This window comes from Neobacillus sp. MER 74 (assembly GCF_023714155.1).
The window spans coordinates 753,188-766,362 of the sequence record NZ_JAMAUV010000001.1 but is presented as its reverse complement, the minus strand read 5'-3'; the positions used below and the strand labels follow the sequence as shown (position 1 = coordinate 766,362).

12 protein-coding genes are annotated in these 13,175 nt (G+C 37.1%); 6 read left to right on the top strand and 6 right to left on the bottom strand.

What is annotated here, in order from left to right; translation table 11 throughout:
- Positions 1-29 precede the first annotated feature (29 nt).
- The 4 genes from M3610_RS03800 (at position 30) to M3610_RS03785 (ending at position 2,791) form a co-directional block, all read left to right on the top strand.
- On the top strand, positions 30-782 hold the full coding sequence (locus M3610_RS03800; protein WP_251456627.1) for a GTP cyclohydrolase II: 753 nt from the start codon (positions 30-32) through the stop codon (positions 780-782).
- A complete protein-coding gene (ribD, locus tag M3610_RS03795; RefSeq protein ID WP_251456626.1) occupies positions 775-1,881 on the top strand; it encodes a bifunctional diaminohydroxyphosphoribosylaminopyrimidine deaminase/5-amino-6-(5-phosphoribosylamino)uracil reductase RibD in 1,107 nt (368 codons plus the stop codon). The genes M3610_RS03800 and ribD overlap by 8 nt, the downstream gene beginning before the upstream one ends.
- Positions 1,881-2,450, top strand: a complete 570-nt coding sequence (locus M3610_RS03790) for a 5' nucleotidase, NT5C type (RefSeq protein WP_251456759.1) — start codon at positions 1,881-1,883, stop codon at positions 2,448-2,450. Before ribD ends, M3610_RS03790 begins: the two co-directional genes overlap by 1 nt.
- Positions 2,451-2,578: 128 nt before the next feature.
- Complete coding sequence (locus M3610_RS03785; protein WP_251456625.1) at positions 2,579-2,791, top strand: hypothetical protein; 213 nt, start codon at positions 2,579-2,581, stop codon at positions 2,789-2,791.
- Between the two features lie 267 nt (positions 2,792-3,058).
- On the opposite strand, the gene ald is transcribed toward M3610_RS03785, so the two are convergent.
- A complete protein-coding gene (gene ald, locus M3610_RS03780; protein WP_251456624.1) occupies positions 3,059-4,192 on the bottom strand; it encodes an alanine dehydrogenase in 1,134 nt (377 codons plus the stop codon).
- Between the two features lie 129 nt (positions 4,193-4,321).
- The gene (locus M3610_RS03775; protein WP_251456622.1) at positions 4,322-5,479 is read right to left on the bottom strand and encodes a PucR family transcriptional regulator; all 1,158 of its coding nucleotides are present in this window, start codon (positions 5,477-5,479) and stop codon (positions 4,322-4,324) included.
- Between the two features lie 385 nt (positions 5,480-5,864).
- On the opposite strand from M3610_RS03775, the gene alaP reads away from it, so the two are divergent.
- Positions 5,865-7,265 (top strand): alanine permease AlaP, encoded by a 1,401-nt coding sequence (alaP, locus tag M3610_RS03770; protein ID WP_251456620.1) that lies wholly within the window; start codon positions 5,865-5,867, stop codon positions 7,263-7,265.
- A gap of 72 nt (positions 7,266-7,337) precedes the next feature.
- Here alaP and M3610_RS03765 read toward each other — a convergent pair whose 3' ends face one another.
- Positions 7,338-9,569, bottom strand: coding sequence for an MMPL family transporter (locus tag M3610_RS03765; protein WP_251456618.1), 2,232 nt, complete (start codon positions 9,567-9,569; stop codon positions 7,338-7,340).
- Between the two features lie 61 nt (positions 9,570-9,630).
- Positions 9,631-10,263: a TetR/AcrR family transcriptional regulator gene (locus M3610_RS03760; protein WP_251456616.1), complete on the bottom strand. Its 633-nt coding sequence runs from the start codon at positions 10,261-10,263 to the stop codon at positions 9,631-9,633.
- A gap of 161 nt (positions 10,264-10,424) precedes the next feature.
- On the opposite strand from M3610_RS03760, the gene M3610_RS03755 reads away from it, so the two are divergent.
- Entirely contained in the window at positions 10,425-11,234 is an 810-nt protein-coding gene (locus M3610_RS03755; protein ID WP_251456614.1) for a 5'-nucleotidase, lipoprotein e(P4) family, read from the top strand.
- A 73-nt stretch (positions 11,235-11,307) separates the two neighbouring features.
- Here the strand turns inward: M3610_RS03755 and M3610_RS03750 are convergent, their stop codons facing one another.
- Positions 11,308-11,673 carry a cytochrome-c oxidase gene (locus M3610_RS03750; RefSeq protein WP_251456612.1) on the bottom strand — a complete coding sequence of 122 codons (366 nt, stop codon included), beginning with the start codon at positions 11,671-11,673 and terminating at the stop codon, positions 11,308-11,310.
- 142 nt (positions 11,674-11,815) lie between these two features.
- Positions 11,816-13,075 (bottom strand): DUF445 domain-containing protein, encoded by a 1,260-nt coding sequence (locus M3610_RS03745; RefSeq protein ID WP_251456610.1) that lies wholly within the window; start codon positions 13,073-13,075, stop codon positions 11,816-11,818.
- Between the last annotated feature and the right edge of the window lie 100 nt (positions 13,076-13,175).

Genomic DNA, 13,175 nt, shown 5'->3' with positions numbered 1-13,175 from the left:
AACACTATGTTAAAAAGGGGATAAAATTGATGAAACAAACGCTAAGCCCTAATGTGCTTTCTGTTTTAGAAGACAAAATTAAATTAATAAAATCACATAAAGGAGCGATATACTTAGTCGGTCCGATTCGGCTTCCCGTTAATTTATATGGTGAAACGGTCGTTTTTAAGTGGTACTGCTGGCTGAATTGTGATGAAGTAACGGAGGATTTTGAAAGAATTATTGAAAAACTATCTTCGGCAAATTTAGCGGAGTTCCAACAATCTAGTGTTTTAGTATACGGAGATTTTGAATACGGAGACGATGCAATCATAAGATTCCATTCGATTTGCCATACAGGTGATATTTTTGGAAGCAAACGGTGTGATTGCGGATTTCAATTAAAAAAGTCAATGAAGATGATCTCAGAACATGGTACAGGAGCACTATTCTATTTAGCTAACCATGAAGGCAGAGGAATTGGTTTATTTAGCAAGGCAATGGCATATGTTCTTCAAGAAAATGGTTATGATACGGTTGAAGCGAATGAAGGACTTGGTTTTGTAGATGATTCAAGAAATTATGGAGATGCGATTTTAGTTCTTAAAGCATTACGCTCAAAACCTGTAACACTAATGACCAACAACCCGAAAAAGTTAGAAGCATTAAAAAGTTCTGGTTTAGAGGTCTCAGGCCGGCAGCCTTTGTGGGGAGATGTATCTGAATATAACGAGAAGTATCTTCAGACAAAAATTAGACGTTCGGGTCATTTAAGAGATAAGGAGACTTGTCCAAATGACTAATCATGAGTTCTATATGGATTTGGCTATAAAAAATGCCAAAGCAATGAAAGGCCAAACCGACCCCAATCCACTTGTTGGAGCCGTTATAGTGAATGAAAACCGTGTAGTCGGTATCGGTGCACATTTAAAAGCAGGAGAGCCACATGCCGAGATTCACGCACTACGTATGGCTGGTGAAGCGGCCAAGGGAGGTACCATTTATGTCACATTGGAACCGTGTTCCCATTATGGCAGGACAGGCCCTTGTGCTGTAGCAATCGTTGAAGCAGGATTAAAAAGAGTAGTGATCGCGACACTTGATCCTAATCCTGTTGTTGCAGGTAATGGTGTAAAAATACTTAAAGATGCTGGAATTGAAGTGATCATTGGAGTTCTACAAGAGGAATCCCATCGGATGAATGAAGTGTTCAATAAGTTTATTGTTGAGAAAAGACCGTTTGTCACTTTGAAATCAGGGGTTACCTTAGATGGAAAAATTGCTACTTACGCATCAAACAGTAAATGGATTACTTCTGCAGAATCAAGAACCGATGTTCATCATCTTCGCAATGAAAATATGGCTATACTAGCAGGTGTAAATACGGTAATAGAAGATAACCCTGAATTAACAACGAGAATCCCAAATGGGAGAAATCCTATTCGAGTAATTCTGGATTCAACCTTAAAGATTCCTCTAGGGTCTAAAGTTGTCACTGATAACCTTGCAGAAACGTGGATTTTTACAAGCAAGAATTATGACAAGGCTAAGGAAGAAACATTAAAGTCTTTAGGGATAAAAGTTTTTGTCACTAATGGATTGCAAAAAGTTGATCCTAATGAAGTGGTCCAAATTTTAGGTGAGAACTTAGTCTCCTCTGTATTAATTGAAGGAGGGGGTACCATAAATGCAGCTTTTCTAGAAAATAAATGTATTGATAAAGTAATCCTATACTTTGCACCTAAATTAATCGGTGGAAAGCAAGCACCTACTTTCCTTGAAGGAACTGGAATAGAGAAAATGGCTGACGCAATAGATTTAGTGGATACTTCCATCATTAAAATAGGAAAAGACTATAAATTTATTGGCTACCCAAGCTATTCAAAAGAGGGAATTATGTGATGAGATTTGGTTTTGATATTGACGATACATTAATCAATCTACGAGAACATGCTTTTAATATCTATAATAAAAGGTTGAATCAGAATATTCCAATTGAAATTTTTCAAAACTTAAAAAGAGTTGAAATACATGAACCTTTTGGATTGACTGATCTACAAGGGAAAGAAATGTGGAATAATTCATTAGAAGAAATTTATTATACATCATGTCCACCCTTTCCTGATGCAGTTGAAACTTTACAACAACTGGAGAAGAATGGGCACGAAATATACTATATAACTGCAAGGCCTAAAGAACATGGTGAACGAACGAAGGAATGGATGAGAGAAAACGGCTTTCCTGTCAATGATGAAAGATTTTTTTACGGAATGCAGGATCATGAAAAGGTAGAAATCATTAAAAAGTTACATCTCGATTATTATTTTGATGATAAACCTGAAATATTAGATACCTTATTAAACGAATCCATAAAACTTTTTCTTCGCGATCAATCCTATAATCGTCATTTAAACTTACCACGAATTGTAAATTGGAGTGAACTTGAGGGAATTATAACAGAAAAGGTATAAAATATAATTCGGACACGATTGCTTTTGAAACTACGAACGCTGTCCGAAGGCGACCGAAGTTCGGACAGGATTGCCTTTGAAAACATGAGAGGTGTCCGAAAACGACCGAAGTCCGGACAGGATTGTCTTTGAAAACACGAGAGGTGTCCGAAGACGACCAATGTTTGGACACGATTGCCGTTGAAATCACGAATGCAGTCCGAAAGCGACCGAAGTTCGGACAGGATTGCCTTCGAATTTCTCGAAAGGTGTCCGAAGACGACCGATGTTTGGACAGGATTGCCTTTGAAATCACGAATGCAGTCCGAAGACGACCGAAGTTCGGACAGGATTGCCGTTGAAATCCCGAGAGGTGTCCGAAGACGACCAATGTTTGGACAGGATTGCCTTTGAAATCACGAATGCAGTCCGAAGACGACCGAAGTTCGGACAGGATTGCCTTTGAAATCACGATAGCTGTCCGAAGACGACCAATGTTTGGACAGGATTGCCTTTGAAATCACGATAGCTGTCCAAAGACCACCAGGAATCGAACATAACAACTCAGTTTATGAAAAACCAAAGAAAAAGAAGGCAGCTGATTAAATAGCTGCCTTCTTTTACTAATATTAAATTGAAGCAAGTTCTTTTTCTAAGGCCTTCTCTACTGTTACATAATCATAGCCAAGATCTTTTGCCACTGCTTCATACGTAATTTCACCGTTAGCCACGTTAACCCCAAGATATAATGCAGCATTTTCAGAAATGGCTTTAAAAACACCTTTATTAGCGATCTGTAATGCATATGGTACCGTTACATTTGTAAGGGCCATTGTTGAAGTCCTAGGTACAGCGCCAGGCATATTTGCAACTGAATAGTGGACAACACCATGTTTGATAAATGTTGGATTATCATGTGTTGTTACATGATCGATTGTTTCAACGATACCACCTTGGTCAATTGCAACATCGACGATTACTGAACCAGGTTTCATTGATTTAACCATTTCTTCAGTAACCAGCTTAGGTGCTTTGGCACCAGGGATTAATACAGCACCGATAAGAAGGTCAGCTTCTGCGACTGCTTCGGCAATATTGAAAGGATTAGACATTAATGTTTTGATTTGATTTCCAAAAATATCATCTAATTGACGAAGGCGATCTGCGCTTAAGTCAATGATTGTCACGTCTGCACCTAACCCGATAGCCATTTTTGCGGCATTGGTTCCAACAATTCCTCCGCCGACAATAGTAACTTTTCCGCGGTTAACACCTGGAACACCTGCAAGAAGAATGCCAAGGCCTCCATTATTCTTTTGTAAGAACTGCGCACCAATTTGAGCAGCCATACGACCAGCCACTTCACTCATTGGGGTAAGCAATGGAAGAGTACGGTTCATAGAAACAGTTTCATAGGCAATCGCGATGACACCTTTATCTTTAAGAGCTTGAGCCAAATCTGGCTCTGCTGCTAAGTGTAAGTAAGTAAATAATATTAAACCTTGACGGAAGTACTTATATTCACTTGAAAGAGGCTCTTTTACCTTCATAATCATATCAGATTTAGTCCATACTTGCTCAGCGCTATCAATGATTTCAGCACCAGCTTTAGCATAAGATTCGTCAGTGAAACCGCTTCCAATTCCTGCGTCCTTTTCCACTAATACTTTATGGCCAGCATTTAAGAATGAAACAACACCCGCAGGAGTTAGTGCTACACGATTTTCATTATTTTTAATTTCTTTAGGTACCCCAATAAACATAATCTAATTTCCTCCCCTTGTTACATATAAGTGTCTTGCTATGGCTAAAGTATAGAATGTTTCCTAGAGAATTTCTTTGTTTAGAAAAGAGAAAGATAATCATTCTTTTTGGGGATTTTCACAAACCGTTCAAATCCCCTGATATTTTTCCAGCTTTAAATCTATGAAGAGTATCATCTTTTGATTAGGATCTCTTAAATTTATATCCCCAATTTCCGTGATACGTTTAAGCCGATAGTTTAATGTATTAGCATGGACATTTAGTTCCTTAGCTGCATCATTTATGTTGTTATCTTTATTTAAGAAAACCTCTAATGTTTCGACCAAGTTGCTATTGTGTTTCTGATCGTATTCATGAAGCCTTTTTAAGGCATAATTTTCATAGGCATCAGTTTGTCTTTTTTCTAAAATAAGATCTACTATTTGATAGATGCCAAGCTTTTGATAGGTAAAAATATCCTTAGTCTCTAATGGGAACTTTTCTTTAATTGTTAAAACAGCTAATGTTTCTTTATAGGCCTTGCTTGTTTGTAGAAAATCCTCATAAATACTGCTATAGCTTGGTTTGATTTCTTTGATTCCATATCTCTCACTCATTTGAAGAACAAAGGATTTTGCAAATTGTTCCAGTTCATTGAAAGGGTTCTCAATAGTCGTGGTGGATACCATTAGAATGAGTTGATTGCAGTCTATTGTGTAAAGAATAATTTTTATTCTTTGATTGGTTTTTAACAGATATGATATCGATTGCTCTACTTTGTTCGTGATATTTTCCTGAAACTGAAAAACAAGAACCGCAAAAAAGGCGGGTGGCGTTAATTGTAGTGAGTGGAAATGATCGAAAATCTCCTCTTTTACTTTAAGATGACCTGTTAAAAGTTTCCAAAAGAATTCTTGTGAACGTTCTTCTTTTTTGTTCTTTCTCGTCTGAAGCTGTAATAGTTTATTTTTTGCGGAATCCGCGGCTTTCTTTAAAAGAATAAAATCCCCTTCTGTTAAAACCTTATCAATTTCAATTGCCCAAATAAATCCAATCACTTCGTCTTGTTTCCAAATCGAAATGGCGACTCTATTGTTAAGACCGATGTCACTTATATTTTTCACACGGATCGGTTCTTGGGTCTTTAGTAAAGCAGGAATTGTTCCTTCTTTCCATAATTGATTAATAACCTTTTCCGGCACCCTTCGTCCAATGATAGTAGAAATTCTCGCAGGATCCGTTCGTTCATCGTGTGTACTATAGGCAAGTAGACGGTGATTTGCATCCTCAATTGTAATAGGGCACATTAGTACCTGACTAATAAGGTCAGCAAATTCATCTAAGCTTTCGAAGACAGTCTTAAATGGATCAGGTAGTCTAGTATTCAGAACGATTACCCCCAGATTAAAATATAAAAAATCCCTTTGTTTAATTTTACAAAAAAAATATGATAATTTCATTTATTTTTACAAAATAAATAATGTGCTATAATGTTAAAATGATTCCGAGTAATTCAAAAAGAGAAAATATTTTCATAATTACTCTTTTTGAAAGCGGTAACAATTAGGTAATAAGGAGGATTAAGTAATAAAAGACTTAAAAGTGAAGACTAAGATTGCTATAGTAAAAAAGCAAAGAAATTATTTCTATGGGATGAGAAAGTGTTAAAGTGTATTTATAAGGGGGATTTATATGAGTAAGAACACTCAGGGTAAAGAGCTTCATCGTGGTTTGGAAGAAAGGCATATCACCTTGATGTCTTTAGGGGCAGCCATCGGGGTGGGACTATTTCTTGGATCTGCAACCGCAATAAAAATGGCGGGGCCAGGTATTTTGGTTGGATACGCGGTTGCTGGACTAATTATGTTTTTTATCATGCGTGCATTGGGCGAAATGGCGATTCAAAAACCGGTTGCTGGTTCTTTTAGTAAATATGCTAGGGATTATTTAGGTCCACTTGCTGGGTATATCACAGGCTGGAATTATTGGTTTTTATGGGTTGTAACATGCATGGCTGAAATCACGGCTGTAGGAATTTACATGGAGTATTGGTACCCGGATGTTCCACGTTGGATCTGGGCACTCTCAGCACTTGTGATCATGGCAGGGGTCAACTTTCTTGCTGTAAAAGCATATGGTGAATTAGAATTTTGGTTTGCACTTATTAAGATTGTTACGATTATTGCGATGATTGCCATTGGACTTGGAATGATTTTCTTTGGAATTGGCAACGGGGGAATCGCTACCGGCATTAAGAATTTATGGGAACATGGCGGTCTTTTCCCGAACGGAATTAAGGGTGTTTTGCTATCATTACAAATGGTTATGTTTGCCTATTTAGGAATTGAAATGATTGGTGTTACAGCTGGGGAAGTTAAAAACCCTGAAAAGTCTCTTTCAAGAGCCATTGATTCGGTATTCTGGCGTATTCTTATTTTTTACGTAGGTGCATTATTCGTGATCATGTCCATCTATCCATGGGAGGAAATTGGTACAAAAGGCAGTCCGTTTGTACTTACTTTTGAACAAATTGGGATCCCGGGGGCAGCAGGTATTATAAACTTTGTCGTACTTACAGCAGCATTGTCATCGTGTAACAGTGGAATTTTTAGTACGGCAAGGATGTTATTTAATCTAGCACAGCATGATGAGGCACCTAAGAATTTCGCGAAAGTAACTAAAAGTGGTGTTCCAGGTGTTGCAGTCATAGCTTCTGCAGGTGCATTACTAATTGGTGTTGTCTTAAATTATATTGTCCCAGCAAAAGTTTTTACTTGGGTAACGAGTATCGCAACCTTTGGAGCGATTTGGACTTGGGGAGTTATTCTTTTATCGCAAATTCGCTATCGAAAAACTTTAAAGCCGGCTGAGGAAAAGGTTTTAAAATATAAGATGCCATTGTTTCCTTTTACTTCTTATCTTTCATTAGCCTTCTTAGCTTTCGTCATTGGTCTCATGGCGTATAATCCAGATACTCGGATTGCACTAATTATTGGACCTTTATTCTTAGTTTTCTTGGTCGCGGTTTACTATACAAAAGGATTCCATAAACGAAATTCAAACCAGGATAAGGTTGATGAACGAGTAAGCTAAAAATTATCATCGTTTACTATAAGCAAAAGCAGTGGGAGAGTTTGATCCCCACTGCTTTTTTTATGGCAAATATTAATTCGTTGAATTTTCTTTTACAGCTGCCATGGCCCTTTTGGACGGCCAGAAGGCCCATTTTCCCAGTAAAACGGTGATGGATGGAACAAGTAATGGTCGTACAATGAAGGTGTCCAATAAAACACCGATTGCAGTAATTGTTCCAAAGTGTACAAGGACTTGAATAGGTAAGGTTGTTAATATCGCAAATGTTCCAGCTAGAATTAAACCAGCAGAAGTGATAACTGAGCCAGATTCAGCAACACCTTCCTTAATGGCTTGTAGAAGTGGCAAAAGCCTGCTTTTTTTCCATATACTCGAAATCATAAAGATATTATAGTCTTCCCCTAATGCCACGATAAAAACAAAGGCATAAAGCGGAATAAATCCTTGGATTGCTTCAACTCCAAAAATATAATGAAGTAGTACCCAACCGAGTCCAAGTGCACTAAAGTATGATAATAGAACCGTTCCAATTAAATAAGCTGTGGCTGTAATTGAACGAAGATAAACAAGCAGCAAAACAGCGATGATACTAATAACGATCGGAATAATGATGCTGCTATCATGATTGGTTGTCTGTTTGGTATCATACTGTTCAGCCGTTAGACCCCCAATCCAAACATGATCAGATGTTTTCACAATTCCAGCATTTTTTAAGCTGTTCTCTACTGTTTTGCGAAGGTCTGGAATATGACTCATTGCTTTATTTGAGTATGGGTTAACATTCATTTCTACATTATAGCTAATTATATTGCTATTTTTTACTCCCTGTTCCCCTTCAGAAACTATTTCAACGAAACTGAGTTTCTCCAAATCTTCTTTTACAGCGTTTGATTTCCCATCAGTTTGCACGATTACTTGAACAGGTGCTAGTTCACCTGGATTAAAGTGTTCTGAAATGATCTTGAACCCTTCTCTTGATGGCATATCTTTTGGAAAAGAAGAAAGGGTATCGTAGGTATAGACAATTTTGGATGAAAAGAATGCAAAAATACCTAGAAATAATAACGTAATTACCATTAACTCAATTGGTTTTTTCACGATAAGTTTTCCTAGTCGTGCACCAAAACCCTCTTTATTATTTTGAGGCGGTAGTGTTTTTCCTTTCTTTTTGGCGCGTTCTTCTTGCATAGACCTAGTCAGCGGCATGAACGGATAAAAGGAGGCTCTGCCAATAATACTTAAGAGTGCCGGTATTAACGTTAGACTAGCGGCCATCATGATTAGTATAGATAAGCTAAATGGAATGGCGAAGCGGTGGATCGCACCGTATTCAGATAGTAATAACACTAGCAGTGAGAAAACAACCGTTAGCCCGCTCATTGCGATAGCACCAGATGCGCCTTTTAATGAGAGTTTCATAGCGGTTAGCTTATTGTTTTCCTCAAGTAAATTACTTCTAAATCTGGAAATGAGAAATAAACAATAATCAGTTCCTGCACCAAAAAGTAGTACTGTCATGATCGAAAGGGCTTGTGAGTCCATCTCAATCCATCCAGCCTTTGCAATTCCACCTAGAATGGGACTTATGACACCATAGGCAATCCCAACCCCTAATAATGGAATCAAAGCTAAAATCGGTGAACGATAAATTAGTAGTAATAAGACGAGAACAATAGCGACTGTTCCAAATAGTAAGGAGAGGTCTCCTTGACTAAATAATGCTGTTGCATCTGTTGAAACGCCTGCAGGTCCAGTAATTCTTAATAGTAGTTGATCTTTATCCCCCATTTTTGCTTTATTTGGATTCTCCGGAAAAATAGAAGCAGCTTTTTCTTTGAATGTTAATATGCCATCAGCAATTTGCTCCTTGTCTGCATCCTTTTTAAACGTAATAGGTAAAATTAAGGTAGTACCATCCTCTGAAAGCTGCTGTTTAAGTACAGGGAGTGGGAATTGATAAAAAGGTACAATAGAATCCTGTGAATCTACTGGATTTTTGTCTAATTCCTTGGAATACTTTCGAATAAGTGAAAGATCACCTTCCGAAATTCCTGTTGATTTATACCAAGTTAACAGGGCCGGAGTACCTGAACTTGTCGGGAATTCTTTCTCTGCAACAATTTTCGCTTGTTGTGAAGGTGTGGTTGATTCTAGATTTTTTGCCATCTCATTCTTTTGAGAATTTGCTTGTGGCAAAGTGGTATTTAAAACGGCTGCAAGAATCAGCCATGTAATAAGAACGACCCATCTGCCTTTCTTCCCACTAACAGCATTACCATACTTCTTAAACCATTGTTTTTCCAATTTGTTCACTCCGATCTTTTTTCCTTATCGATTGATAAGGAATGGGTAAAAAAATATAAAATTATGCTCTAATTCCATTAATAAAAATTTCAACCATTAATTTGGTTTTTTCCTCGGCCTTTAGTTGCCGTTCCTCAGTAGAGAGTCTGGTAGTATTTTCTGGCTCTAGAATGGATTTAATAATATTTAATATCAAATAGGCTATTTCAGTGGTATTTGTATTCATCAATTCAGGTTTTTTAATCTCTCCCGTTGAAACCCCGTCATTTATCATTTTCTCAAAAGGCGTTAAAAAGGCCTTGGCCCACGATTGAAAGAGGTGGCGTTGTTCGTTCGGATGCAGCTCATGTGAAATATCGTGAAACATTTGTCCCATATCCATTTCAAAATGCGCTGTCATATAGATTGCCATTTGAGTAAGTCTTTCTTGAAAGGTTTTAAACTGGGATAAGAGTGCATTTAAGTCAAGTTCAGTTTGATGAAGGGTTTGCTGCATCACAGCAACATACAGTGACTGCTTGTTCTTAAAATGATGATAAATAGCCGGCTGTGTCACACCGCAAATCTGAGCAATTTGTCTTGTAGATACGGCGCGATAACCTAGCTCCATGAATAAGCTCCGTGCAGTATGAATAATTAATTGGTACGTTTCCTTAGGATCTATTGCTTTCGCTTGTATGTTCATCTTGCTCATTTAAATTTGGTCCCTTCATAATGATTACCTTATCAGGTGATAAGTAAAATATATCGAAACTGGAGAAAGAAGTAAAGTGGCAAAATAGAAGAATCCCGATGGATGATTGGAATTATTGCTATGTCACATACTAATATTGAAAATTAAATGAGGGATAGGTGTTGGTATTGAATAGAGTTCTAAAAATTATCACTGCAACATTTTTTATTATTTCTTTAACCAATTTTCATGCGCAAGCAGTAACAATGGCTAGTTTGTCTGAACAAAATACGATGTCGGTGCTTTGGTTTCAAAAAGCTGGGGAGGCAAAAGGTTTATATTATCAAGGCTATAACATTGGAAAAATGAGATTGGACAAAATCCTGAGTGAAAGAAGGGGCAGGAATGCCTTGAAACCAGCAATTGTCCTTGATATCGATGAGACCATACTAGATAACAGTCCGCACCAAGCATGGTATGTGTTGGCCGGACGGAAAATACCTTTTAATTGGAATGAATGGTTTAAGCGGGCTGAAGCAAAACCACTGCCGGGTGCCATTGAATTTTTGCAGTACGCAAAATCGTTAGGAGTGGAGATTTTTTACATTTCCAACCGTTATGAATCACAAAAAGATGCTTCGATTAAGAATTTGCAAAGTGTGGGTGCGCCACAAGCGGATGTTGATCATGTATTATTAATTCAACCTGGTGAAGTTGGGAAAGAAACACGCCGCCATCAAGTGGCGAAAACACATGAAATTCTTTTATTATTTGGTGATAACCTCGGGGACTTCAGTGAATTTGATAAATTATCATTTACAAAAAGAAATGAAATGGTCGATAAGTATAGGGAAGAATTTGGGAAAAAATTAATCCTCTTTCCCAACCCGATGTATGGAGATTGGGAAGGGGCTATTTATAACTATAACTACAAGATATCGGATGAAGAAAAGAACAAACTTAGAAGAAAATTATTAGAAACTTACCGCTAGAAATGAAAAGACGCCAAAAAGATGGCGTCTTTTGTTGTACATTGTAAAATATCGAAAAGTACTAAAAGAGCAGCTAACTCCTTACATTTTTAAGAATGTTAATGGCAAAGACAATGATTCCTAATACCATCAATGTACCTCCAGTAGCCACTGCAGGCGCAGCACTTTCGTTCCCAGATACTAAAAACGAGAGTCCTATCATCATAATAGGTAAAGAAATATTATGAATCCAGAAGTGAACCTTTGCGAGTGTTGTTTCTGCAGCACTTGGAAAACCAACGTAGATGAGACCAGCAACAGCCATAGTCAGCCAACCTAATAGGTTAATATGGGCATGAACAGGGGTGAAGTCAAAACTTTCCTTCATAGACATATACATACCCATGCAAACCCCAATGACAAAATACACCACAGAAATTTTAATTAACCTTATTGCCATTTTTCAGCCTCCTTTTTACGTTAGAAGTATGACTACAGTAGTAAATATGTAGGATTTTTCTGAAAAAGAACTTTGATTTAAGAGGACAAAATAAGAATTTAATAAAAAAAAGCTGCACACTTTGCAGCTTTTTGGTAGAGAATTAAAAAATCGCTTTAATACCAACTAAGACAAGCCCTATTAAGAATCCACAGACCGCACCATTTACTCGGATCCATTGAAGGTCTTTTCCAACGTTTGTTTCAACCATTTTAATAAGTGTTTTATCATCCAGTTTTTCTAAATTTTCTTTGACAAGTATGCCAATTTTTGAATGATTTTTATCAACAAAACTAGAAATATGGTTCTTAATCCAGGCTTCAATCGCAAGAATTGTTTCTGGATCTGATTTGATCCCATCTAAGCCATTTTTAACAATTGGCAGGAGAAAGTCATCATAAAAGTTGGGTTTATCAATAAAATCATAAGCTCTTTGTTCTATCTGAGCTAATAAGCTAGTAATTTGTTCTTGGAGATTCCATTTATCAACCAGTTGTGTTTTAAGATTATTAAGTTCATCGTAGACCTTCTGATCATTTTTTAACGATTGCAGTTTATGGTCAATATGAATCATTAATGTTTGGCGATTTTGATTTAGCGGGTCTTTGAAGCTAGCTACCCCTTTTAAAATAAGGCTTTGGATGATACTCCCTAATTTCTCTTCGTTAACCAAATTACTAAACGATTTTAAGGCGAATTGCATAAATCCATCCGCTTTAATATTTTCGACAGCATCGACCGCAAGCCCGCCAAGTTTATACTTTGTACTATCCTTTCTTGCCCATTCATCAACTTCTTTAAGTAAGTAATCAAGAGCTTTTTCATCATAATTTCTGATCTTAACTTGGTCTATTAGCAAAGGAAGAAAATTCTTACTATCGATTTCGTGGATTCTATCTCTTATTTCTTCTTCTAGCAGTGGAGCAAATCTTGATATATCAAAAATTTTTAGCAAATGTTTAGCCATCGTGATGAAATTCTTTTGGACTGCTGGAGAAGGTAATTCATTGTCAATGATGTCAAATATTTTATCAGTAAAATTAATGGTCTCAATTTTTCTACGGATGCTCTCTTTGGTGAGCCAATCATTTTCTAACATGGAAATGATTCCAGCGATAATTCTATTCCGATTTTTTGGCAGCAGGGCTGTATGTGGTATAGGAATACCTAGTGGATGCCTGAATAATGCTGTTACGGCAAACCAATCGGCAAGTCCACCTACTAGACCCGCTTCAAATCCCCCCTGCAAGATAATTCCCCAGATTGACTCTTTTATTGGAATTGTGGCTAGAAATCCGATCCCCATCACAGCAAGGAAAATGGTTGCTAAATGCTGCGTTTTTTTATTCTTACTTTTTACCATCTTTGAAACCCCTCATTTTTGAGAAATATTATTGTCTATTGCTATTATCTCAATTTTACTAAAAAAAAAGCAAAAAAAATTACTTATTATTGGATTATTT

Coding starts and splice junctions, on each gene's coding strand:
- M3610_RS03800 (WP_251456627.1), top strand. CDS start 30: ATGAAACAAACGCTAAGCCCTAATGTGCTTTCTGTTTTAGAAGACAAA.
- ribD (WP_251456626.1), top strand. CDS start 775: ATGACTAATCATGAGTTCTATATGGATTTGGCTATAAAAAATGCCAAA.
- M3610_RS03790 (WP_251456759.1), top strand. CDS start 1,881: ATGAGATTTGGTTTTGATATTGACGATACATTAATCAATCTACGAGAA.
- ald (WP_251456624.1), bottom strand. CDS start 4,192: ATGTTTATTGGGGTACCTAAAGAAATTAAAAATAATGAAAATCGTGTA.
- M3610_RS03775 (WP_251456622.1), bottom strand. CDS start 5,479: ATGTGCCCTATTACAATTGAGGATGCAAATCACCGTCTACTTGCCTAT.
- alaP (WP_251456620.1), top strand. CDS start 5,865: ATGAGTAAGAACACTCAGGGTAAAGAGCTTCATCGTGGTTTGGAAGAA.
- M3610_RS03760 (WP_251456616.1), bottom strand. CDS start 10,263: ATGAGCAAGATGAACATACAAGCGAAAGCAATAGATCCTAAGGAAACG.
- M3610_RS03750 (WP_251456612.1), bottom strand. CDS start 11,673: ATGGCAATAAGGTTAATTAAAATTTCTGTGGTGTATTTTGTCATTGGG.
- M3610_RS03745 (WP_251456610.1), bottom strand. CDS start 13,075: ATGGTAAAAAGTAAGAATAAAAAAACGCAGCATTTAGCAACCATTTTC.